Below are 20,480 nucleotides of genomic sequence, written 5' to 3' on the forward strand. Positions count from 1 at the left end.
TCCAGCAGGTTAGTGCGCGAGCACCCCCGCCTTTACGGCTGGAGCAGATCCACCTTCACATCCGCCGGGAATCCCGTGGTCGGCCCCACCCTGCGCGCGAACTCCGCGACGGCCTCCAGCTGCGGGCCGCCGAAGCGGAAGTCGAGGGTCGTGAAGTAGCGCTCCAGGATCGCCTCGTCGAAGGCCTCCCAGCGGGCCGCCTGCTCGGCGACCTTGCCGACCTCCTCCAGGGAGAGGTTGCGGGAGTCGAGGAAGGCCTCGTGGACCTTGCGGGTGATGACCGGCTCGCGCTCCAGGTAGTCCCGGCGCACCGCCCAGACCGCGAAGACGAACGGCAGCCCGGTCCACTCCTTCCAGAGCGCGCCGAGGTCGTGCACTTCGAGGCCGTAGCGCGGGCCGTCGAGGAGGTTGGCCCGCAGCGCGGCGTCTCCGATGAGTACGGCCGCCTCCGCCTCCTGCATCATCAGGCTGAGGTCGGGCGGGCAGGTGTAGTAGTCGGGGCTCACGCCGTAGCGCTCGGCCAGCAGCAGCTGGGCCAGGCGGACCGAGGTGCGCGAGGTGGAGCCGAGGGCGACCCTGGCCCCGTCCAGTTCGTCCAGCGGGACCTGCGAGACGATCACGCAGGACATCACGGGGCCGTCGCAGCCGACCGCGATGTCGGGGAAGGCGACCAGGTCGTCGGCGTTGCGCAGGAACTCGACGAGGGTGATCGGCCCGATGTCGAGGTCGCCGCGCACGAGCTGCTCGCTGAGCTTCTCCGGGGTGTCCTTGGTCAGCTCGAAGTCGAGGAGCGTGCCCGTTCTCGCGAGCCCCCAGTAAAGGGGCAGGCAGTTCAGGAACTGGATGTGGCCTACGCGCGGCCGGGTGCGAGAATTGTCCACATCGCGACAGTAGACCCCATGGGGTAGCGTGCAGCCTCCTGGGTCGTGACACCTCCGTCACAACCACCGTTAACCCCCGGCTCGTCAAGCCGACACGGGATCTTTCCGTCAAGCCGACACTTGATCTTCAAACATCCGAGTGACGTGATCTTGACCTCTATTGCTTTCGGCTGCCTGCGTGCTAGGCTCGTCGCAAGTTGCAGTTTGGTTTCCCTTGCAGTACAGAGCCTGCGGAGCATGTAACCGCGGGCTCTCGTCGTTTTCAGACGTATGCAGTTGTGCGGCATTTTGTTTTCACACTTGCAGGGTTCTGGAGCAGGGCAACCCTTTGGGCCCAAGGAGGGCTTATGGCTACCGGAACCGTGAAGTGGTTCAACGCCGAAAAGGGCTTTGGCTTCATCGCCCAAGAAGGCGGCGGCCCCGACGTCTTCGTTCACTACTCCGCGATCAACGCGAACGGTTTCCGTTCGCTGGAGGAGAACCAGCAGGTCTCCTTCGACGTGACGCAGGGCCCGAAGGGTCCTCAGGCGGAGAACGTCACCCCGGTCTGAGTCTTCGGTCTCGGAGCCTGGTGCTTTGATCCGGAACAGATAGCAGTACCCAAGGAGCCCCGTGCCGCAAGGCAACGGGGCTCCTGCCTTTTCCCGCCCGTCCTGCCTTTTCCCGCCCAGCGCGTGAATGCGTTCACACGTGCTGCATGATCAGCACGAACGTCGTCCCGGGCAGCAGCGCCTCGTACGCGTGCGGCACATCCCCGCGATACGTCATGTAGTCCCCGGGCCCCAGCTCCACCGCCTCCCCCCGCGGCCCCGCCTTCAGCCGCCCCGTGCTGACGACCAGGTGCTCCACGGAGCCCGGAATGTGCGGCTCCGACTCCCGGGCGGCCCCGGGTTCCGCGCGCAGGTGGTAGATGTCCCGGCGGGCGCCTGGCGGGCTGGCCGAGAGCAGGGTGGCCACGTAGTCCGCCCGCTCGGACGCGACGGTGGGCCCCTCGCCGGACCGGATCACCTGGACCGCGGGCGACGGCGGCTCCACCAGCGCGCTGAAGGGCACACCGAGCGCGACCCCCAGCGCCCACAGCGTCTCCACGCTCGGGTTCCCGCCGCCCGCCTCCAGTTGGGAGAGCGTGGACTTGGCGATCCCGGCCCGCTTGGCCAGCTCGGACAGGGACAGCCCGGCCCGGGTGCGCTCGCGCCGCAGGGACGCCGCGATCCAGTCGAGGGGCAGGCGGGAGGGCGGGGGCGCTGCGTCGGACATGGCGTTCGCTCCATCGGTACGCTCGTTCGCCTTGACGAACACTTCTCTTGCTGTCCATTGTAGAAAACATGCGTTCGCTTCTCCGAACACCTCTGGGCCCCGCACGCGGCTCCCTCGACACCTCCCTGGTCCGCGACAGCTCGCTCGTCTGGCTGGCCAGCGGTGTCGTGGGCGTCTCCTTCGGCGCGATCTCGGTGGCCGGCGGGCTGCCCGTGTGGGTGCCGGTGGTGATGTCCCTGGTCGTGTACGCGGGCTCGGCCCAGTTCAGCGCGGTCGGGGTGCTGCTGGCCGGGGGCGGGCCGGTGGCCGCCGCGGCCACGGGGCTGCTGCTCAACACCCGCACGCTGGCCTTCAGCCTCGCCGTCGCGGACATCCTCGGCCAGGGCCGCCTCGCCCGGCTCCTCGGCGCGCACCTGGTGACCGACGAGACGGTGGCCTTCGCCCTCGCCCAGTCGGATCCCGCGCGGCGACGGGCGGCGTTCTGGATCTCCGGGCTCGGCCTGTTCGCCGTGTGGAACCTCGGCGTCCTGGCCGGGGCGCTGGCCGGCGACGCGCTCGGCGACACCGGCACCTACGGCCTGGACGCGGCCTTCCCCGCCGTCCTCGTCGCCCTGGTCCTGCCCGCCCTGCGCGCGAATCCGGCCGTACGGCGGTGCGCGCTGCTCGGCGCCGGGCTGGCGCTGGCGGTGACGCCCGCCGTGCCGGCCGGGGTGCCGGTGCTGGTGGCACTGGCGGGGCTCGTCGGACACGGGCGCGGCAGGGGGCGTACGGCATGAGCGCGGCGGTGGCCATGATCCTGGCGCTGGCTGTGGGGACGTATGCCTTCCGGCTGGTGGGGCCGGTGCTGCACGGGCGGGTGGTGCTGTCGCCGCGGGTGCAGGAGCTGCTGTCGGCGGGGGCTGTTGTCCTGCTGGTGGCCCTGTTGGCGACGGGCGCGCTGACCGAGGGCGGCGGTTTCGCAGGGTGGGCGCGGCCGGCCGGGGTGCTGGTGGCCGGTGTGCTGGCGTGGTGGCGGGCGCCGTTCCCGGTGGTCGTGCTGGGGGCGGCGGTCGTCACAGCGGTGCTGCGGGCAACAGGGTTGGCATGAATGGCCCCAGTGGGAGAATTGCCGGGTGAGCACCGGTGAAGAGAACAACCACGGGGAGAGCGGCGGCAGTGCCGCGGGCAACAAACTTGCGACGGGGTTGTCCGTCGGGCTGAGCATCGGCGTGAGCATCGGCCTTGTCCTGGGGATGACCGTCCTCGACAACCTGGCCCTCGGGCTGTCGCTGGGGATGTGCATGGGCATCGCCGTCGGCACCGGGGTGGGTGTCGGCCGGATGCGGGCCGCAGAGCCAGAAGACAGAGGCGAGTAGGCGCCGCCTCCGCTAGGGTCCCCGGCCATGACCGACTCCGACTTCCTGACCACCACCCGCACCTTCTACGACGCCGTCGCGGAGGACTACGCGACCCTCTTCCAGGACGAGCTCGTGAACCGGCCGCTGGAGCGGGCACTGCTGAGCGTGTTCGCCGAACTCGTCGAGGAGGGCGGAGCCGGCCAGGACGGGCTGGTGGCCGATCTGGGGTGCGGGCCGGGCCGGACGACCGGGCGCCTCGCCGCGCTGGGGCTGAACGTGTTCGGGCTCGACCTGTCGGAGTCGATGCTCACGATCGCCCGCCGCGAGAACCCGGAACTCCGTTTCGAGCAGGGCTCGATGCTGGAACTGGATCTCCCGGACGGCTCGCTGGCCGGTGCCCTGTCCTTCTACTCCTCCATCCACACGCCTGTGGACCGGCTCCCGGCCCTCTTCGCCGAGTTCCACCGGGTGCTGGCGCCGGGCGCGCCCCTGCTCGTCGCCTTCCAGGCCGGCGACGAGCACCGGCACCACGACCAGCCCTGGGGTCACCCGGTCGCGCTCACCTTCCAGCGTCGCCGCCCGGAGGACATGGTCGCCCTGCTGACGGCGGCCGGCTTCGCCCTGGTCTCCCGGACGGTCCGCGAACCGGATCCCGCGCTCGACGAGACGTCCCCGCAGGCGTTCCTGATCGCCCGCAAGTAAGCCGCCCAGGACTGACTACAGGCTCCCGGCGATGTCCCGCGCCGCGATGTACCCGAACGTCATCGCCGGACCGATCGTCGAGCCCGCGCCCGCGTAGCTGTGCCCCATGACGGCCGCGCTCGCGTTTCCGGCGGCGTACAGCCCCCGGATCACCGAGCCGTCCTCCCGCAGCACACGGGCACGGGCGTCCGTGACGAGGCCGCCCTTGGTGCCGAGGTCGCCGGGGACGATCCGGAAGGCGTGATAGGGCGGGAGCCAGAGCGGCGCCAGGCAGGAGTTCGGGAGGACGGACGGGTCCGTGTAGTAGTGGTCGTAGGCGCTGTCGCCCCGGTGGAAGTCGGGGTCCTTGCCGCGCCACGCCTGGGAGTTGAAGCGGTCCACGGTGGTGCGCAGGGCCGTCGCCGGAACGCCGATCGAGGTGGCGAGCGCGTCCAGGGTCCAGGCCTTGTGCGCGGCGCCGGAGTCGTACCAGCCGGCCGGGAGGGGCAGCGTCGGCAGGACGTCCTTGAAGAGGTACCGGTTGCGGTAGTTCTGGTCGACGATCAGCCAGGACGGGATGGCGGGGCTGGTGTCCTGGACGTCGTACATGGTGTGGACGACGTCGCTGTAGGGGGCGGCCTCGTTGACGAACCGGGCGCCTGCCGCGTTGACCAACAGGCCGCCGGGGAGGGTGCGTTCGGACAGGCAGAAGTACGGCTGGCCGGGGAGCGGGATCGCCGGGCCCCACCAGGCGTCGTCCATGAGGCCGAGGGCGGCGCCGAGCCGGTGGCCGGCCCGGATGCCGTCGCCGGTGTTCTCCTTCGCGCCGACCGTCCAGTCCGTGCCGATGGGCCGGCGCTGGTACTGCGCACGCATCGCCGCGTTGTGCTCGAAGCCGCCCGAGCCGACGATCACGCCCCGGCGGGCGCGGACCAGGCCGGGCGCGCCGTCCCGGGTGACGACCGCCCCGCTCACGGCGCCGCCCTCGACGTACAGGTCGGTGAGCGGTGTGCCGAGCCACACCGGGACCCCGGCCGACCGCAGCCCCAGCCGTAGCCCGGCCGCCAGCGACTGCCCCATGGTCAGCGGCTTCTCCCCGCGCAGTGCCGCGGCCGTACCGCGCGCGAGGCACTCCGCGGCGACCGCGGCGCCCTTGACGTTCACCGCCGCCAGGGCCAGCCACTTGTAGTCGGCGCTGAAGACGACCATGCCGGCGGGCACGTCCATGTACGGCGGGTTCAGCCGCGCCAGTTCCGCGCCGAGGAGGTTGCCGTCGAGTTGGTCGGGCTCGACGGAGCGGCCGTTCGGGAGGCCGCCGGGCAGCTCGGGGTAGTAGTCGCTGTAGCCCTCCATCCAGCGGAAGCGGAGCGGGCTGTTAGCCATGACGAAGGAGAGCATCGCCGGGCCGTGGGCGAGAAAGGCCCGCTGCCGCTCGGCCGGGACGTCCGGGCCGACGACCGCGGCGAGGTACTCGGCGGCCTTCGCGGGCGTGTCCGGCACGCCCGCCGCGAGCAGCACCAAGTTGTTGGGGATCCAGATCCCGGCGCCGGACCGGGCGGCGGATCCACCGAAGGTGGGTGCCTTCTCCAGCACCACGCAGCTCAGGCCCTGCCGGGCGGCGGTGAGGGCGGCGGTCATGCCGGCCGCGCCGGAGCCGACGACCACGACGTCGTACGTGCCGAGGAGGGGCAGGTCGGCAGCACGGGCAGTGGTGAGCCCCAGGGTGGCGGCGGCGGTGCCCGCGGCGCCGGCGGCGAGTACGTGTCTTCGGGAAAGGTGCGCGCTCGTGGTCATGGGGGCAGCTCCCGCCTGGACGGCTCCGCATTTCTGAGGATGTGTCAGAAATGCGAATGTGACGCGGATGCCTTGTGAAGTCAAGTGCGGAGCACGGCAGTTGAAGCGCGCGTTGAAGTGCCCTGGGTGCTGGCGGTGCGGGCCGACGATCCGCTCGCGCGGCGGCCGTACGTCGACGTCGGCGCCGACCTGCGTGACGTACGGCTGATCCGGCTGCCGCCGAACTCCGCCTCGGCGGCTCATCTGGACGCCGCCTGCGCGGAGCTGGGCGTCCGTCTCACGCACGACACGAGCGTCGCCGACTGGGACACGGCGCTGCTGCTGGCCGAGCTGGGGGTCGGGCGGGCGGTGCTGCCCGCGCTGCCGGGCCTGCCCGTCCCCGGCCGCGACGGCGACCTGCGGCTGATCCCGCTGCCCGCCCTGCGCCCGCTGCCCGTGGGCTGGGCGGTCCGCCGCTGGGACGCGCTCAGCCCGCCGGACCGGGCGTTCGCGGACCTGGTGGAGAGCCGGCGCAGGGCAGCGGGCGGTCCGGCGGCTCGGGGAACACGGGCAGCCCGGGCGGCTAGTTCAGGCCGATCGCCGCGCAGTCCGCCGCGTACTCGGGGGTGCAGATCTGCTTGACGGTGTAGACGTCGTCCTGGATCACCGTCTCCTCGATGTTGCTCTTCGTGAGGGCGACCACCGGCACCAGCTGCGCCGGGATGCCCTCGTCGGTCGGGCTGTCGACCGAGTTCTGGGTCAGCGCGTCGAACTCGATGTCGCGGCCCTGGACCTTGTACACGGCGATCTTCGCGGCGTTGGTCGCCTCCAGCAGGAACGACTTGTACACCGTCATGAACTGCTCACCCGAGACGACCCGCTGCACCGCGTCCAGGTTCGCGTCCTGCCCGGTGACCGGCGGGATCTTGCTCGCGCCCGCCTCCTTGAAGGCGTCGATGACGCCGTCCGCCAAGCCGTCGCTCGCCGAGTAGACGGCGGCGATGTTGTTCAGCCCGACGGCGGCAATCGCCTTCTTCATGTTCGCCTTGGCCGCCTCGGGCGACCACTTGTCGGTGTCGTACCGCTTGACGATGTTCACCTCGCCCTCGAGCTCGTCGAGCGCGCCCTTCTTGACCAGGCCCGTGTTCGGGTCGGCGGGGTCGCCGTTCATCATGACGACCTTGCTGGAGGCGGCCTTGGAACCGAGCTCCTCGACCAGCGCGCGGCCCTGCACCTCGCCGACGAGTTCGTTGTCGTGGGAGACGTACGCGTCGATCGGCCCCTGGGCGAGACGGTCGTAGGCGATGACGGGGATACCGGCGTCCTTCGCCTTCTGCACGTCCGACGCGATGCCCTTGGCGTCGAGAGCGTCCACCAGGATCACGTCGACCTGGTCCTCGATCATCTTCTGGAACTGCTGGCTCTGTCTGTCCGGGCTCGCTTCGGCGTTGGCGTACTCGACCTTGCCCTTGCCGTCGGTGAGGGTGCCGACCTCCTTCTTGATGAGCGGGTAGTCGAACTTCTCGAAGCGTGCCGTGTCCTTGTCGGGCAGCAGCAGCCCCACCGTGATGTCGTCGCCCTTCTTGGGCGACTCGGAGCTGTCACCGCCCGCGATTCCGTCGACGACACCACACGCGGCGAGCGACAACGCCGAGGCCGAGGCGGCCAGGGCTATCGCGACACGGCGTACAGCGGGGATGTGGGGGGTACGTGCGTTCACTACTGGTGCCTTCCGAGCGGGCGAGCGGCGGTGCTGACCGGGGGGCGGCAAACCCGGGTGGCGGTAGCCAACGCGGCACAGGCATGTCACGTCAAGCAGTTGTCGTAACGAGACGGCAACCGTTTTCCGTACTCGCTGGTGCCGACTGCTACTTCTCGTACAGCCCCTCGACCTCCGTCGCGAAATCCCGCATGACGACTTCCCTGCGCAGCTTCATCGACGGCGTCAGATGGCCGTCCGTCTCGGTGAAGTCGGCCGGGAGGATCGCGAAGCGGCGGATCGACTCGGGGCGGGAGACGAGTTTGTTGGCCTCGTCGATCGCGCGCTGGAGGATCGCCCTCAACTCGTCGTCGTTCACGAGGAGTTCGGCGGGCACGGGGTGCTTGCCGTGCATGCGGCGCCAGTGGCTTACGCCGTCCATGTCCAGGGTGACCAGGGCGGCGACGTAGGGGCGGCGGTCGCCCAGGACCATGCACTGGGAGATCAGGGGGTGCGAGCGCAGCCAGTTCTCCAGGGGGGCCGGGGCGACGCTCTTGCCGCCCGCGGTGATCAGGAGTTCCTTCTTGCGGCCGGTGATCGTGAGGTAGCCCTCGTCGTCGAGGGTGCCGATGTCGCCCGTCGGCAGCCAGCCGTCCGCCGCCGCCGGGACCACGCCGCCCGCCGACGGGTCCCAGTAGCCGCGCAGCACCTGGTCGCCTGCGACGAGGACCTCGCCGTCCGCGGCGATGCGGATGCGGGTGCCGGGCAGGGGCCAGCCCACCGTGCCCAGACGGGGCTTCAGGGGCGGGGTGACGGTCGCGGCGCCGGTCGTCTCGGTCAGGCCGTAGCCCTCGTAGATCTCGATGCCCGCGCCGGTGTAGAAGGCGGCGAGGCGGCGGCCGAGCGGTGAGCCGCCGCAGATCGCGTACCGCACCCGGCCGCCCATGGCGTTGCGGATACGGCGGTAGACCAGCGGGTCGTAGAAGGCGCGGGCGGTCTTCAGCGCCGCGGTCGGGCCGCCGCCCGTGCCCGCCGCCCGGGCCTCCATCGCCTCGCCGTAGCGCTCGGCCACGGACGCCGCACGGTCGAAGGACGACACCCGGCCGCCTGTCTCGGCCTTGGCGCGGGCGGAGTTGAAGACCTTCTCCAGCATGTAGGGGATGGTCAGGAGACAAGTGGGCCGGAAGGCCGCCAGGTCCGGCAGCAGGTTCTCCGCCTTCAGGCTCGGCGCGTGGCCCAGGCGGACCCGCGCCCGGATACACGCCACCGCCACCATGCGGCCGAAGACGTGCGACATGGGGAGGAAGAGCAGCACCGAGGCCTCTTCGCTCGTCCTCGCCTTGAAGATCGGGTAGAGGAGCTCGATCGCGTTGTCGACCTCGGCGAAGAAGTTGCCGTGCGTCAGCGCGCAGCCCTTGGGCCGGCCCGTGGTGCCCGAGGTGTAGATGAGCGTCGCGAGCGTGTCCGGCACCAGCATGCCGCGCCGTATGCTCACCTCCCCGTCGGGCTGCTGCCTGCCGTGCTCGGCCAGCCGCTCCACATGGCCCTTCTCCATCACCCACATGTGGCGCAGGTCGGGCACGCGGTCGAGTTCGGGGCCGAGGGTGGCGGCCTGGGCGGCGGTCTCCGTGACCAGGGCCACCGCTCCCGAGTCCTGGAGGATCCAGCGTGTCTGGAAGGCGGAGGAGGTGGGGTAGACGGGCACCGTGACGAGTCCGGCCGCCCATGCGCCGAAGTCCAGGAGCGTCCACTCGTACGTCGTGCGCGACATGATCGCGATCCGGTCGCCCGGCATCAGCCCCTCGGCGACCAGCCCCTTGGCCACCGCCTGCACCTGTTCGGCGAACTCCGCCGCCGTCACGTCCGACCAGCGCCCGTCCGCGCCCCTGCGGCTGAGGACCACGGCGTCCGGAGCCGCCGCCGCGTTGTCGAAGGGCAGGTCCGCGAGCGACCCGTGGGTCACCGTCGGCGCGAACGGCGGTACGTACGCCTCCCGTACGGCACCGTCCAGTCGCCGCGTCTCGGGCTGCACCAGGTTCGGTCCCGGAGCGTCGTCGAAGGCGGCCGACGGGGCGAAGGAGGGAAGCGGGGTGGACACGGGCGGCTCCTGCGGCGGGCGTGCAGCGACAGAACACTGCTTGCTGCATGACGTACGTGCCTCGCGCACCGTGGCGTTCACCTGCCGAGGCATGCGGAGGCCTGCGGAAAGGGTTACCGCTGGTTAGGCAGGAGATCGTACGGCTCGCGCGTGTGGGGGTTGTGCGGGTTCGGCGGCGGTACGGAGCCGGGTATGTGCAACGTCGGGGGTTATGTGAGGGCCCCTCAGTTTCGTCTCACCCTCTCCTTACCTTCGCTCCGTCGCGGCCGTCACCCGCGCTCCAGCACCGCGGTCACGCCCTGCCCGCCGGCCGCGCAGACGGAGATCAGCCCGCGTCCCGAACCGCCCTGCTCCGCCAGCGACTTCGCCAGCGTCGCCACGATCCGCGCGCCGGTCGCCGCGAAGGGGTGGCCGGTGGCCAGGGAGGATCCGTTCACGTTCAGACGGGCACGGTCCACGGGGCCGAGCCCTCGCTTCTCCCACGCCGCCAGCGTGGCCAGCACCTGGGAGGCGAAGGCCTCGTGGATCTCGACGAAGTCGAAGTCGGCGAGGCCGAGTCCGGCGCGCTCCAGCATGCGCGGCACCGCGTACGCCGGCGCCATCAGCAGCCCGTCCTCGCCGTCCGCGACATCGCCCCCTACGAAGTCCACGGCGGCCGTCTCGTACGCGGTGAGGTACGCCAGCGGTTCCAGCCCGCGCCGCTCGGCCCACTCCTCGCTCGCCAGCAGCACGACCGCCGCCCCGTCCGTCAGCGGCGTCGAGTTGCCCGCCGTCATGGTGGGGTCGGGCCGGTCCAGCCCGAACACCGGCTTCAGCGCGGCCAGTTTCTCCGGCGTCGACCCGGGGCGCAGGTTCTGATCGCGCGCCAGCCCCCGGAAGGGGAGGACCAGATCCTCGAAGAAGCCGCGTTCGTACGCCGCCGCCAGCCGCTGGTGACTGGCGGCCGCGAGCTCGTCCTGGGCCGCACGCGCGATGCCCCAGGCGCGGGCGGTGACGGCGGCGTGCTCGCCCATCGAGAGCCCGGTACGGGGCTCGGCGTTGCGCGGGATGTCGGGGACGAGGTGGGTGGGCCGTACGCGCGTGAGCGCCTTGACGCGCCCGCCCAGCGACTTGGCCCGCCGCGCCTCCAACAGGATGCGGCGCAGCTCGTCGTTGACGCCGAGGGGCGCGTCGCTCGTCGTGTCCGCGCCGCCCGCGACAGCCGACTCGGTCTGGCCGAGCGCGATCTTGTTGGCGGCGGCGATGACGGCCTGGAGACCGGTCCCGCAGGCCTGCTGGATGTCGTACGCGGGCGTACGCGCGTCCAGCTTCGAGCCGAGAACCGTCTCACGGGCGAGATTGAAGTCACGGCTGTGTTTGAGGACGGCCCCGGCGACGAACTCGCCGACCGCGCCCGGATCGCCGAGCCCGTACCGCTCGACCAGGCCGTCGACCACGGCCGTGAGCATGTCCTGGTTGGAGGCGGTGGCGTACGGGCCGTCGGAGCGGGCGAACGGGATCCGGGTGCCGCCGATGATCGCGACGCGCCGTACCGACGGTGGTTTCACGGGGCTCATCTCCACCCACTCCTCACGTCACCATGGACTTACCTCGGGTAACCTTACTCCGGAGTCAGCACCGGAGCAGCACTGGGAGTGGTACATGGCCGACCGCTATCTGACCTTCACCGGCACGACGCCCGGCCGCTTCCTGACCCGTCGTCTGGGGTTGCCGCAGCCGGCCGCGCTGAAACGCTGGTCACCGGAGCGGCCCGCGCTGGAGGGCGAGCGGCTGCTGCTCACGGCCGGGAAGTCGGACCTGGAGTGGACGGACACGGGCCTCGGCCTGACCGCCTCCGCCGAGAACCCGGCCGCCGTGCTCCTGGACGCCACCGGCGTACGGGACGTGGAGACGCTCGCCGAGGTGCACGCCGCTCTCCACCCCGTCGTACGGTCCGTCGCCGAGAGCGGCCGGATCATCGTCCTCGGCGCGCCCCTGGACACCGCCGACCATCACCAGGCTGCCGTCCAGCAGGCCCTGGAGGGCTTCACGCGCTCGCTCGGCAAGGAGATCGGGCGCGGCAGGACCGTGAACCTCGTCCGGCTGACGGACGCCCGCGCCGCCGGGTCCACCCTGCGGTTCCTCCTCTCCCCCAGGTCGGCTTACGTCAGCGGCCAGGTGATCGAGGTCGGTGCCTACGGCGCGGGTGCCTATGACGCGGGTGGCTATGACGAGGGCGCCTATGACGCGGGTGGCTATGACGAGGGCGCACTTGGCGAGAGCGCACTTGGCGAGGGTGTTCGCGACAGCGGTGCTCTCGGCGAGGGCGGGGCGCCCGTCGGCCCCGACCGCCCCCTGACCGACCCGGACCGCCCCCTCACCGGCCGCACCGCCCTGGTCACCGGCGCCGCGCGCGGTATCGGTGAGGCGGTCGCCGAGACGCTGGCCAGGGACGGCGCCCGGGTCGTCGTGCTCGATGTGCCGCAGGCCGAACAGGACGCCCGGCGCGTGGCCGACCGGCTCGGCGGCACCGCCCTCGCGCTCGACATCACCGCACCCGACGCGGGCGAGCGCATCGCCGCCGCGCTGCCGGACGGACTGGACATCCTGGTCCACAACGCCGGGATCACCCGGGACCGGCGCCTGGTCAACATGCCCGCCGAGCGCTGGAGTTCGGTGCTCGACGTCAATCTGGCGAGCGTGCTGCGCACGACGGACGCCCTGCTGGAGAGCGGGACGCTGCGGCGGGGCGGGCGGATCGTGGCGACGGCGTCGATCGCGGGGCTGGCCGGGAACGCCGGGCAGACCAACTACGGCGCGAGCAAGGCGGGTGTCGTCGGTCTGGTCCGCTCGCTCGCGCCCCGTGCGCTCGCCGAGCACGGGGTGACCGTCAACGCCGTCGCGCCCGGCTTCATCGAGACCAGGATGACCGCCGCGATTCCCCTGATCATCCGTGAGGCGGGCCGCCGCATGAACCCCCTCGCCCAGGGCGGCCTGCCGGTCGACGTCGCCGAGACGACGGCTTGGCTGGCGCACCCGCAGTCGGGTGCGGTCAACGGGCAGGTCGTCCGGGTGTGCGGCCAGAGCCTGCTGGGGGCGTGATGACGACCGCGACCGTCCTGACCGGATCCCCTTCCCTGCCGGGGCTGCTCGCCCGGGGCGCTGTGCTCTCCCCCTTCAAACGACCCAGCCCCGACGCGGAGTTCCCGCGAACCCGGCTCGTCCTGCCCGGCCTGCGCGTCGACCTCGCGCGGCTCGCGGCCTACGAACGGGTCTGCGGCTTCGCGACCGGCGACGACGCACTGCCGGTCACCTATCCGCATGTCCTCGGCTTTCCCCTGGCCATGCGGCTGATGAGCGCCCGGGACTTCCCGCTGCCGCTGCTCGGCCTCGTCCACACCCACATCGGCATCACCCGCCACCGGCGGCTGACGGCGACCGGCGCGTACGAACTGTCCGTGCACATCGACGCCCTGGTGCCGCACCGCAGGGGAACGGAGGCCGTCGTGGTCACCGAGGTGCGGGACGGGGAGGCCGTCGTATGGGAGTCACGGAGCCGGTATCTCGCCCGGCACCGCACGGACGGACGGCGCGGCGAGCCGTCCGCGTCGGGCAGGGCTCCCGAGCCGGCCAAGCCGCTTCCCGCGGTCGCCGAGTGGCGTCTCGCCGGGGACGTCGGCCGCCGCTACGGCGCCGCCTCCGGTGACCGCAACCCCATCCACCTCCACCCCCTCACCGCCCGGCTGTTCGGCTTCCCGCGCGCCATCGCCCACGGCATGTGGACGGTGGCCCGCTGTCTCGCCGCGCACGGCACTCCTGAACGGGCGCTGGTGAAAGCCGAGTTCCGGGCACCCGTGCTGCTTCCGGGGACCGTGACCTATGCGGCGGAGGGCGGGCGGTTCGAGCTACGGGGCGCCAGGGAGCGCGTCCACGTGGCCGGGGAGGTCTACCCGCTCACCTCGTGAGCGGCGGCCGCAGGTGCCTCGGCCGCCGCCGCCCCGGCCGGGGCCGGAGGTGACCATGGCCGGCCGGCCATGAGGTTGCCGAGGCCGGACCAGGAGAAGTTCATGAGGGTCGCCGCCGCCTCCCGCGCGGTCACCCCGGGTGTGGCGTTGGCCCAGTCCGCCAGGGACTCGGCCGCGCCGACCAGGGCCTCGGCCAGCCCCGCGACCTCGCTCTCGGGCAGGTCGGGGTCGCGATGGGCCTCCCGCGCGGCCGCGAGGATCAGCTGCGTCACAAACGCGACGATCCCCGCGCGCATCGCGGCGACCTCGGAGGCGAACGGCTCCCCATGGGTGCGGGCCTGGAGGTGCAGAACGGCCCAGCCGTCCGGGTTCTGCGCGGTGTGCGTGAAGAACGCGACGAGCCCTTCCCAGAGTTGCCGGTCGGCCGGCACATCACGCCGGACCCCGGCCCGGACGGCCTCGGTGAGCGCGGCGGCCTCCCGGCGGATGCAGGCCGTGAAGAGGTCTTCCTTCGAGTTCAGATACAGGTACACCAACGGCTTGGAGACGCCCGCGAGTTCGGCGATCTCGTCCATCGACGCGGCCATGTACCCCCGTCGGCCGAAGGTCCGCACGGCGGCGTCCAGCATCTGCTGCTCACGGACGGCGCGCGGCATCCGCTTGGTCTTCACGGCACCCATGCCGATTAGCGTACGGGCCAGGAGGGGTGATCCCACCCGGCCCGCCACACATCGCCGCCCGCGCGAACGGCTACTCCTCGCCTCTCGCCTCGTCCGCGAACCGCGCCACCTGGTCGATCAACGGCCGCCCCTCGCCCGACGGCAGCGCCGTCAGCCGGGGCAGCAGCTGCGCGGTGAGCAGGGTGGACAGGGCGGAGGTGTCCGCGCCGGAGCCGTCGGTCCGTACGACCACCGGCTGCGGGGCCTTCCCGGCGAGCTTCGCGCCCACTTCCAGGCGGCGCCGGGCCAGTTCGTACTGAAGGACCGCGCGGTTGTCCCGGTAGGCCTTGGCGAGGGCACGCTGGGCGCGGGCCTCGTTCTCGGCGGCGATCAGACCGCTGCGGCCCCGCGTCTCGATCTCGAACCGCACCCGCTGGGCGTTGGTCTCCTGCTGCTCCAGCAGCTGGGCGACCTCCTCACGGGCCCGGTTCAGCGCGGCCTTGACCTCGACGATCCGGGCGTCCCGCACCTTCTTGGCCCGCTCGATGTCCATGCCCAGCTGGTCGATGCGGCGCTTGCGGATGAGCCCCCACTCCTGGTCGTACGCCGTGCGCTCCTTGGCGACCCGCTCCCGGGTGGCCAGGTGCTGCTGGTACTGCGCCGGCAGCTGCACGTCCGGGATGTTGCAGCCGGTGATGCGCACGCCGTAGCCGGAGAGCTGGCGGTTGAGCAGCTCCTGCATGTCGGCCACGTCCGAGCCGCGCAGGTCGTAGGCGCGCTCGGTGCGCATCTTCCGCGCCCGCTGCCGGATCGCGTCCTGTACGGCGCTGGAGAGCACCAGGTCGAAGTTGCCCGCGCCGATCGTGCGGACGAACAGCACGGCGTCGTTGATGCGGAACTTCAGGAAGAACTCGATGGAACGCAGCGGCACGTTCTCCTGCGTCGGGCAGGCCATCACCGGTGCGGAGTACGGGATCTCGGTGGCCGTGTCGACCACGAAGTCGACCCGGGACCAGGGGTGCCACAGGTAGTGGCGGCCGGCGTCCAGGGTGCGGACGACGGCGCCGTAGCGGGTCAGCACGCCGTTGGTGCCCTGCTCGATCTCGACGATCGAGGAGCGCCACCACCACAGCACGCCGATCAGCAGCAGCACCGCGCCGCCGGCGTAGGACAGGGTGGCGAGGGTGCCGTAGGCGAGGTCCCCGGCGACCGACTCGGACTCCGCCGCGCCCAGCGTCAGCATCAGGCCCATGAACAGGGCGTAGACACCGAGCCACAGCGGCAGCATCCACCACAGGCGGCGCCGGTGACGGGGGATGATGACCGGGATCAGGGTGTCGGCCTCGCCGCCGCGCAGCAGCCGCGCGATGTCGGCCCAGGGGGCGACCTTCTCGGAGATGACCGACCTGCGCTGGGAACGGGCGGTGCTCATCGGGTGGTCTCCTCGGCGGTGTCGGAGCCGGCGTCACGGGCGTCGTCGCCCGCCGGTGCGGGCTGTTCGGGGACCTGCGGCACCGTCGGCCGGTCGGCGGCCAGCAGCGCGCCGATCTCCGCCTCGCGCGCGGCGATCCGCTCGGACACCTCGGGGAGACGCGCCCGCACGGCGGCCATGTCCTCGTCGGTGAACAGTTCCGTGCCCCGCTCGCCGACCAGTTCGCGGGCCAGCTCCAGGAAGTCGATCCCCGCGTCCGCGGTGCCGCCGATGCGGACCAGGCGCGGCAGGTGGTCGGCGACCTGCTCCAGTGTGTCCAGCACCTGCTGCTGGTAGCGGTACTCCAGGATCTCCGGGGCCTCCGCGGCGGTCACCGCGCGGATGTCGAGGGCCTGCGCCTCCAGCAGGGCCGCGTTGGCCTTGGCCTCCGACTCGGCCTGGACGTACCGCTGCCGGGCGAGGGCCTCGGCGCGGTTGGTCTCGCGCTCCACGGCCGTGTCCATCTGCGCCTGGTACTGGGCGATGTCGGCCTGGATCGCGGACAGGGTCTCCTGGCTGGAGGCGAGTTCCCGGGTGAGGTCGCCCTCGTCCTGCTCCTTGCGGAGCTGGAGCGCGTACTCGTGGGTGTACGCCTCCTTGGCGACCCGCACCATCTCGGGCGCCGCCAGGTCCATGCGGTAGCGCTGGTCGGAGGGCTCGGCGTGGGTGATGTTGGCGTTGGTGAGCTCGACGGCCGGGCGGAACTGCTGGTTGAGCTGTTCCAGCAGCCGGCCGGTGTCCTCGCCGACCATGTCGTAGATCCCGGCGGCCTCCTGCTCGTAGATGAGGCTGCGGATGGTTTCGCTCACCGCGTTACTCAGCTTCTCCTCGAAGCCGCGGACCGCGCCCAGCGTGTAGACGAACTCGGTGGGGTCGCTGATCCGGAACTGGATGAACAGGTCGATCGACGCCTTCACGCCGCCCCGGGTCGGCGCCTCGCGCACCGGCGCGTTGAACGGGTACTCGATCGTGGTGTTGACGATGTACGACACCCGCTTCCACGGGCTCAGCAGCACGATCCGGCCGGGTCCGACGACCTTCTCCAGCTTGCCGAACCGGGTGATCAGCGCCTGGCAGCCGTCCGGCACCATGACCATGCCCTGGCGCCACCAGACGAAGGCGACGGCGAGCAGGGCGATGAGCCAGGAGTGCACGCCGAACAGCGGGTTGGTCAGCACGTCGGCACCGGAGGCTCCCACGAGCGCCGCGCCCACCAGGCTCAGCACGAGCAGCGTCAGCACCGGCAGCATGGAGACGATCGAGCGGCCCTTGGGGATCACCATCGGGCAGATGGCGTGCACCACCTCGCCGCCCTCGCGCACCTGCTCGCTACGGCCGAGCGCCTCCCCGGCCTCGTCCAGCGGCACCGTCTTCTGGCGCATGACGGTGGCGGTGGATCCGCCCTGTTCCCGGGCGGCCAGGAAGTCGGCCGGGTCGATGGCCCAGCCCTGCGCGTCGTACTCCTCGCCGCCTTCGCGCGATCCCCGTCCGCCGATCTGCCGCTGCAGTTCCTCCTGCGCGGCCTTCCGCGGATCGGTGCCGGAGGCGACGGCCTCGGCGACGCGTCGTGCGCCCTGTTTGGCGCGCGCTCGTGCCACGGTTCCCCCTTGTGTTCCGATGCCCGTTGGATGCGGGTCCTACTGGTGATACACCGGTCGGCCCGATGTGGTTCCAGTCATCCCACATCATGATCCGGACAAAGGTAAGGGGGGTACCCCGCACAGTTACCGATCGGTATCAGGAAGAGGTCTGGCCCTGCGCCCGGGTCGCCTCGTCGGCCATGTCGGCCACGTCGTCCTCCTGGCTGCGGTTGGCCTCCAGGTTGGCCTTCACGCGGTCGACCTTCTGCACGATCTGGACGGACGCGCGGTCACGTTCCTTGCGCAGGACGACGAAGCTGATCGGGGCCGAGATCACCAGGGCGAGCAGGACGATCCACATGCCGTTGGAGTCGCCGAGGCCGCGCGGCGCGACGCCGGAGTAGACGAGGCCCCAGACGACCACGAGGCAGCCCACGAAGATCCCGAGGCGCATCAGTGTGTAGCGGAGCATCTCAATCCACTCTTCCGATTCCAAAAAGGGCCGTTGCCCAGTGAAGCACGCGCGGCCCTCGATCTTGCAGGGGGGTCGGCGGGCCGTCAGCCGAGGGGCAGCAGCATGATCACGTCGTCCCGGTCGTCGCCCGGCTCGACCCTGATGGCGCCCGGGATCCGGCCGACCTCCTTGTAGCCGCAGGAGCCGTAGAACCGCTCCAGGCCGAGGCCGCCCCGGCAGGTGAGCCGCAGCGCCTCGATGCCGTCGAAGGCGCGGGCCTCCCGCTCGGCGGCCGCCAGCAGGTCGCGACCGTAGCCCTTGCCCTGGTGCCGGGGGTGCACCATCACCGTGTAGAGCCAGGCCCAGTGGGTCATCAGCCGGTGGGTGTTGAAGGTGAAGAACGCCGTCGCGACCACCTCGCCCGCCTCGTCGCGCCCGACCAGCAGCCTGGTGCGGCCGTCGGCCATCGCCGCGAGGTGGTGCAGCAGCTCCGGCCGGATCGTCTCCCGTGTCACGGGCGGCACGAAGCCGACGGCCCCGCCCGCGTTGGAGACTTCGGTCCACAGGTCGAGGATGCCGTCGCGCAGGGCGGGGGTGACGGCCGGGTCGAGGGTGAAAGTAAGGGACACCACGCCATCGTAACCATTACGACAGGGCTCGTGCCGCCACTTTCAGATCGGAGACCAGGCCCTCGTAGGCCGCCTTGCGGTCCGCGTCGTCCCGCGCCCGCAGCACCGACGACGGATGCACCGTGGCCACCAGCTTCTCAGGCCGGCCGTGGACCTCCCGCTCCAGCAGCGCCCCGCGTGCCTCCCCGACCCGGAACGACGATCCCAGAAGCGCCTTGCCCGCGGTGGCGCCCAGGATCACGATCAGCTCGGGCTCGACAACGGCCAGCTCGGCGGCCAGCCAGGGCCCGCACGCCGTCATCTCACGCAGGGTGGGCGCCTTGTGGATGCGGCGCTTGCGGGGCTCGGCCTGCGTGAACTTGAAGTGCTTGACGGCGTTGGTGACATAGGCCTCGCCGGGATCGATCCCGGCCTCCGCGAGAGCCCGGTCGAGGAGCTTGCCGGCGGGCCCCACGAAGGGCTTGCCCTGCCGGTCCTCCTGGTCGCCGGGCTGCTCGCCGACGAGCATCACGCGCGCGTGGGCCGTCCCGGCGCCGAACACCGTCTGTGTGGCGTCCCGGTGCAGCGGGCAGCCCCGGCAATCGGCGGCGGCCCGGCGCAGCGTGGGAAGGCCCCGGGCCCCCTCCGGGACGAACGGTTCCGCGGTGTAGGCGTCCTCAGGCGCTCGGGTGGTCACCATGGCGTCCGAGTACCCGCCGCAGGGACTCGGACCCATGTCGTCCGCGGGTGCGTGGGGGCTGGTCGCGCCCACGCGGCGGAGCCGCATATCGACACAGCCCCGCGCCCCTGGAGGTGGGGACAGTCCCGCCCCCCGCACATCAGACCCGCATCGGCTGCGGCGACTCCCGGCGCGCCGGATCCGGGCCCTCGTACTCCCGGATGATCTCGTAGCGCGTGTTCCGCTCCACCGGCCGAAAGCCCGCGTCCCGGATCAGGTCCAGCAGATCCTCACGGGTCAGCTTGTTCGGAGTGCCGTAGTTGTCGGCGTCATGCGTGATCTTGTACTCGACGACCGAACCGTCCATGTCATCGGCGCCGTGCTGGAGGGCCAGCTGGGCGGTCTGGACGCCGTGCATCACCCAGAAGACCTTGACGTGCGGGACGTTGTCGAAGAGCAGACGGGAGACGGCGAAGGTCTTCAGGGCCTCCGCGCCGGTCGCCATCTGGGTGCGCGCCTGGAGGCGGTTGCGTACCTTGCCGTCCTTCATGTCGACGAAGTCGTGCTGGTAGCGCAGCGGGATGAAGACCTGGAAACCGCCGGTCTCGTCCTGGAGCTCACGCAGGCGCAGAACGTGGTCGACGCGGTGCCGCGGCTCCTCGATGTGGCCGTAGAGCATGGTGCACGGGGTCTTCAGACCCTTCTCGTGCGCCAGGCGGTGGATGCGGGACCAGTCCTCCCAGTGGGTGCGGTGGTCCACGATGTGCTGACGGACCTCCCAGTCGAAGATCTCGGCGCCACCGCCGGTCAGCGACTCCAGGCCCGCGTCGATCAGCTCGTCCAGGATCTCGGAGGCGGACAGGCCGCTGATCGTCTCGAAGTGGTGGATCTCCGTCGCCGTGAAGGCCTTCAGCGAGACGTCCGGGAGGGCGGCCTTGAGCTCCCGCAGCGAGCGCGGGTAGTAGCGCCAGGGGAGGTTCGGGTGCAGGCCGTTGACGATGTGCAGCTCGGTGAGGTTGTCCGACTCCATCGCCTTGGCGAGCTTGACGGCCTCTTCGATCCGCATCGTGTACGCGTCCTTCTCCCCCGGCTTGCGCTGGAAGGAGCAGTACGCGCAGGAGGCCGTACAGACGTTCGTCATGTTGAGGTGCCGGTTGACGTTGAAGTGGACGACGTCGCCGTTCTTGCGCGTCCGCACCTCGTGCGCGAGCCCGCCGAGCCACGCCAGGTCGTCCGACTCGTACAGCGCGATGCCGTCCTCACGGGACAGCCGCTCACCGGAGCGGACCTTCTCCTCCAGCTCGCGCTTGAGCCCGACGTCCATGCGTGCACCTCTCCTAGACAGACTTCGTCAACCGT

Annotated in this window: 20 protein-coding genes and 1 pseudogene; 8 read left to right on the top strand and 13 right to left on the bottom strand. The window is 71.3% G+C overall.

Going from position 1 to position 20,480, the window contains the following annotated elements; translation table 11 throughout:
- Nucleotides 1-32 precede the first annotated feature (32 nt).
- Nucleotides 33-881: a menaquinone biosynthetic enzyme MqnA/MqnD family protein gene (locus tag AQJ67_RS38380; protein WP_062724124.1), complete on the bottom strand. Its 849-nt coding sequence runs from the start codon at nt 879-881 to the stop codon at nt 33-35.
- Between the two features lie 347 nt (nt 882-1,228).
- Between AQJ67_RS38380 and AQJ67_RS38385 the strand changes: the two genes are divergently transcribed.
- The gene (locus tag AQJ67_RS38385; RefSeq protein ID WP_007490911.1) at nt 1,229-1,432 is read left to right on the top strand and encodes a cold-shock protein; all 204 of its coding nucleotides are present in this window, start codon (nt 1,229-1,231) and stop codon (nt 1,430-1,432) included.
- Between the two features lie 133 nt (nt 1,433-1,565).
- Here the strand turns inward: AQJ67_RS38385 and AQJ67_RS38390 are convergent, their stop codons facing one another.
- The gene (locus AQJ67_RS38390) at nt 1,566-2,138 is read right to left on the bottom strand and encodes a helix-turn-helix domain-containing protein (protein WP_062724209.1); all 573 of its coding nucleotides are present in this window, start codon (nt 2,136-2,138) and stop codon (nt 1,566-1,568) included.
- Between the two features lie 68 nt (nt 2,139-2,206).
- Here AQJ67_RS38390 and AQJ67_RS38395 point away from each other — a divergent pair, with 68 nt between their 5' ends.
- From AQJ67_RS38395 to AQJ67_RS38410, 4 genes are read left to right on the top strand one after another with little or no spacing between them, the layout of a single operon-like run.
- Complete coding sequence (locus tag AQJ67_RS38395) at nt 2,207-2,914, top strand: AzlC family ABC transporter permease (RefSeq protein ID WP_062724125.1); 708 nt, start codon at nt 2,207-2,209, stop codon at nt 2,912-2,914.
- Entirely contained in the window at nt 2,911-3,225 is a 315-nt protein-coding gene (locus AQJ67_RS38400) for an AzlD domain-containing protein (protein ID WP_062724126.1), read from the top strand. The genes AQJ67_RS38395 and AQJ67_RS38400 overlap by 4 nt, the downstream gene beginning before the upstream one ends.
- Before the next feature lie 25 nt (nt 3,226-3,250).
- Nucleotides 3,251-3,493: a glycine zipper domain-containing protein gene (locus AQJ67_RS38405; RefSeq protein ID WP_062724127.1), complete on the top strand. Its 243-nt coding sequence runs from the start codon at nt 3,251-3,253 to the stop codon at nt 3,491-3,493.
- 27 nt (nt 3,494-3,520) lie between these two features.
- Nucleotides 3,521-4,177 carry a class I SAM-dependent methyltransferase gene (locus tag AQJ67_RS38410; RefSeq protein ID WP_062724128.1) on the top strand — a complete coding sequence of 219 codons (657 nt, stop codon included), beginning with the start codon at nt 3,521-3,523 and terminating at the stop codon, nt 4,175-4,177.
- Between the two features lie 15 nt (nt 4,178-4,192).
- On the opposite strand, the gene kstD is transcribed toward AQJ67_RS38410, so the two are convergent.
- Nucleotides 4,193-5,950: a 3-oxosteroid 1-dehydrogenase gene (gene kstD / locus AQJ67_RS38415; protein ID WP_062724129.1), complete on the bottom strand. Its 1,758-nt coding sequence runs from the start codon at nt 5,948-5,950 to the stop codon at nt 4,193-4,195.
- Between the two features lie 111 nt (nt 5,951-6,061).
- Here kstD and AQJ67_RS38420 point away from each other — a divergent pair.
- Nucleotides 6,062-6,571 (top strand): annotated as a pseudogene (locus AQJ67_RS38420) (LysR family transcriptional regulator substrate-binding protein); the annotation flags it as partial.
- Here AQJ67_RS38420 and AQJ67_RS38425 read toward each other — a convergent pair.
- The 3 genes from AQJ67_RS38425 to AQJ67_RS38435 form a co-directional block, all read right to left on the bottom strand.
- Nucleotides 6,513-7,649: a sugar ABC transporter substrate-binding protein gene (locus AQJ67_RS38425; RefSeq protein ID WP_062724131.1), complete on the bottom strand. Its 1,137-nt coding sequence runs from the start codon at nt 7,647-7,649 to the stop codon at nt 6,513-6,515. The pseudogene AQJ67_RS38420 and the gene AQJ67_RS38425 overlap by 59 nt on opposite strands.
- A gap of 148 nt (nt 7,650-7,797) precedes the next feature.
- The gene (locus tag AQJ67_RS38430; protein WP_062724132.1) at nt 7,798-9,726 is read right to left on the bottom strand and encodes an AMP-dependent synthetase/ligase; all 1,929 of its coding nucleotides are present in this window, start codon (nt 9,724-9,726) and stop codon (nt 7,798-7,800) included.
- Nucleotides 9,727-9,995: 269 nt separating this feature from the next.
- Complete coding sequence (locus AQJ67_RS38435) at nt 9,996-11,282, bottom strand: acetyl-CoA C-acetyltransferase (RefSeq protein WP_062724133.1); 1,287 nt, start codon at nt 11,280-11,282, stop codon at nt 9,996-9,998.
- Between the two features lie 85 nt (nt 11,283-11,367).
- Here AQJ67_RS38435 and AQJ67_RS38440 point away from each other — a divergent pair, with 85 nt between their 5' ends.
- Both AQJ67_RS38440 and AQJ67_RS38445 read left to right on the top strand, forming a co-directional pair.
- Nucleotides 11,368-12,807 (top strand): 3-oxoacyl-ACP reductase, encoded by a 1,440-nt coding sequence (locus tag AQJ67_RS38440; protein ID WP_062724134.1) that lies wholly within the window; start codon nt 11,368-11,370, stop codon nt 12,805-12,807.
- Nucleotides 12,807-13,670: a MaoC/PaaZ C-terminal domain-containing protein gene (locus AQJ67_RS38445; protein WP_062724135.1), complete on the top strand. Its 864-nt coding sequence runs from the start codon at nt 12,807-12,809 to the stop codon at nt 13,668-13,670. Before AQJ67_RS38440 ends, AQJ67_RS38445 begins: the two co-directional genes overlap by 1 nt.
- Here AQJ67_RS38445 and AQJ67_RS38450 read toward each other — a convergent pair.
- The 7 genes from AQJ67_RS38450 to mqnE form a co-directional block, all read right to left on the bottom strand.
- Nucleotides 13,652-14,350, bottom strand: coding sequence for a TetR/AcrR family transcriptional regulator (locus tag AQJ67_RS38450; RefSeq protein WP_062724136.1), 699 nt, complete (start codon nt 14,348-14,350; stop codon nt 13,652-13,654). The genes AQJ67_RS38445 and AQJ67_RS38450 overlap by 19 nt on opposite strands.
- 70 nt (nt 14,351-14,420) lie before the next feature.
- Complete coding sequence (locus AQJ67_RS38455) at nt 14,421-15,761, bottom strand: SPFH domain-containing protein (RefSeq protein ID WP_062724137.1); 1,341 nt, start codon at nt 15,759-15,761, stop codon at nt 14,421-14,423.
- Nucleotides 15,758-17,398 (bottom strand): SPFH domain-containing protein, encoded by a 1,641-nt coding sequence (locus AQJ67_RS38460; RefSeq protein ID WP_062724138.1) that lies wholly within the window; start codon nt 17,396-17,398, stop codon nt 15,758-15,760. Before AQJ67_RS38460 ends, AQJ67_RS38455 begins: the two co-directional genes overlap by 4 nt.
- A 139-nt stretch (nt 17,399-17,537) precedes the next feature.
- Nucleotides 17,538-17,852 (bottom strand): DUF4229 domain-containing protein, encoded by a 315-nt coding sequence (locus tag AQJ67_RS38465; protein ID WP_062724139.1) that lies wholly within the window; start codon nt 17,850-17,852, stop codon nt 17,538-17,540.
- Between the two features lie 86 nt (nt 17,853-17,938).
- Nucleotides 17,939-18,463 carry a GNAT family N-acetyltransferase gene (locus tag AQJ67_RS38470; protein ID WP_062724140.1) on the bottom strand — a complete coding sequence of 175 codons (525 nt, stop codon included), beginning with the start codon at nt 18,461-18,463 and terminating at the stop codon, nt 17,939-17,941.
- A 16-nt stretch (nt 18,464-18,479) separates the two neighbouring features.
- Entirely contained in the window at nt 18,480-19,142 is a 663-nt protein-coding gene (locus tag AQJ67_RS38475; protein WP_107123094.1) for a UdgX family uracil-DNA binding protein, read from the bottom strand.
- A gap of 139 nt (nt 19,143-19,281) precedes the next feature.
- The gene (gene mqnE / locus AQJ67_RS38480) at nt 19,282-20,445 is read right to left on the bottom strand and encodes an aminofutalosine synthase MqnE (protein WP_062724141.1); all 1,164 of its coding nucleotides are present in this window, start codon (nt 20,443-20,445) and stop codon (nt 19,282-19,284) included.
- Between the last annotated feature and the right edge of the window lie 35 nt (nt 20,446-20,480).

The organism is Streptomyces caeruleatus (assembly GCF_001514235.1).
GTDB lineage: Bacteria > Actinomycetota > Actinomycetes > Streptomycetales > Streptomycetaceae > Streptomyces > Streptomyces caeruleatus.

Excerpts from the sequence above, each read along its gene's own strand:
- AQJ67_RS38440 (WP_062724134.1), top strand. The coding sequence starts at position 11,368 with ATGGCCGACCGCTATCTGACCTTCACCGGCACGACGCCCGGCCGCTTC.
- AQJ67_RS38450 (WP_062724136.1), bottom strand. The coding sequence starts at position 14,350 with ATGGGTGCCGTGAAGACCAAGCGGATGCCGCGCGCCGTCCGTGAGCAG.
- AQJ67_RS38400 (WP_062724126.1), top strand. The coding sequence starts at position 2,911 with ATGAGCGCGGCGGTGGCCATGATCCTGGCGCTGGCTGTGGGGACGTAT.
- kstD (WP_062724129.1), bottom strand. The coding sequence starts at position 5,950 with ATGACCACGAGCGCGCACCTTTCCCGAAGACACGTACTCGCCGCCGGC.
- AQJ67_RS38435 (WP_062724133.1), bottom strand. The coding sequence starts at position 11,282 with ATGAGCCCCGTGAAACCACCGTCGGTACGGCGCGTCGCGATCATCGGC.
- AQJ67_RS38395 (WP_062724125.1), top strand. The coding sequence starts at position 2,207 with ATGCGTTCGCTTCTCCGAACACCTCTGGGCCCCGCACGCGGCTCCCTC.
- AQJ67_RS38385 (WP_007490911.1), top strand. The coding sequence starts at position 1,229 with ATGGCTACCGGAACCGTGAAGTGGTTCAACGCCGAAAAGGGCTTTGGC.
- AQJ67_RS38410 (WP_062724128.1), top strand. The coding sequence starts at position 3,521 with ATGACCGACTCCGACTTCCTGACCACCACCCGCACCTTCTACGACGCC.
- AQJ67_RS38465 (WP_062724139.1), bottom strand. The coding sequence starts at position 17,852 with ATGCTCCGCTACACACTGATGCGCCTCGGGATCTTCGTGGGCTGCCTC.
- AQJ67_RS38475 (WP_107123094.1), bottom strand. The coding sequence starts at position 19,142 with ATGGTGACCACCCGAGCGCCTGAGGACGCCTACACCGCGGAACCGTTC.
- AQJ67_RS38390 (WP_062724209.1), bottom strand. The coding sequence starts at position 2,138 with ATGTCCGACGCAGCGCCCCCGCCCTCCCGCCTGCCCCTCGACTGGATC.
- AQJ67_RS38455 (WP_062724137.1), bottom strand. The coding sequence starts at position 15,761 with ATGAGCACCGCCCGTTCCCAGCGCAGGTCGGTCATCTCCGAGAAGGTC.
- mqnE (WP_062724141.1), bottom strand. The coding sequence starts at position 20,445 with ATGGACGTCGGGCTCAAGCGCGAGCTGGAGGAGAAGGTCCGCTCCGGT.
- AQJ67_RS38445 (WP_062724135.1), top strand. The coding sequence starts at position 12,807 with ATGACGACCGCGACCGTCCTGACCGGATCCCCTTCCCTGCCGGGGCTG.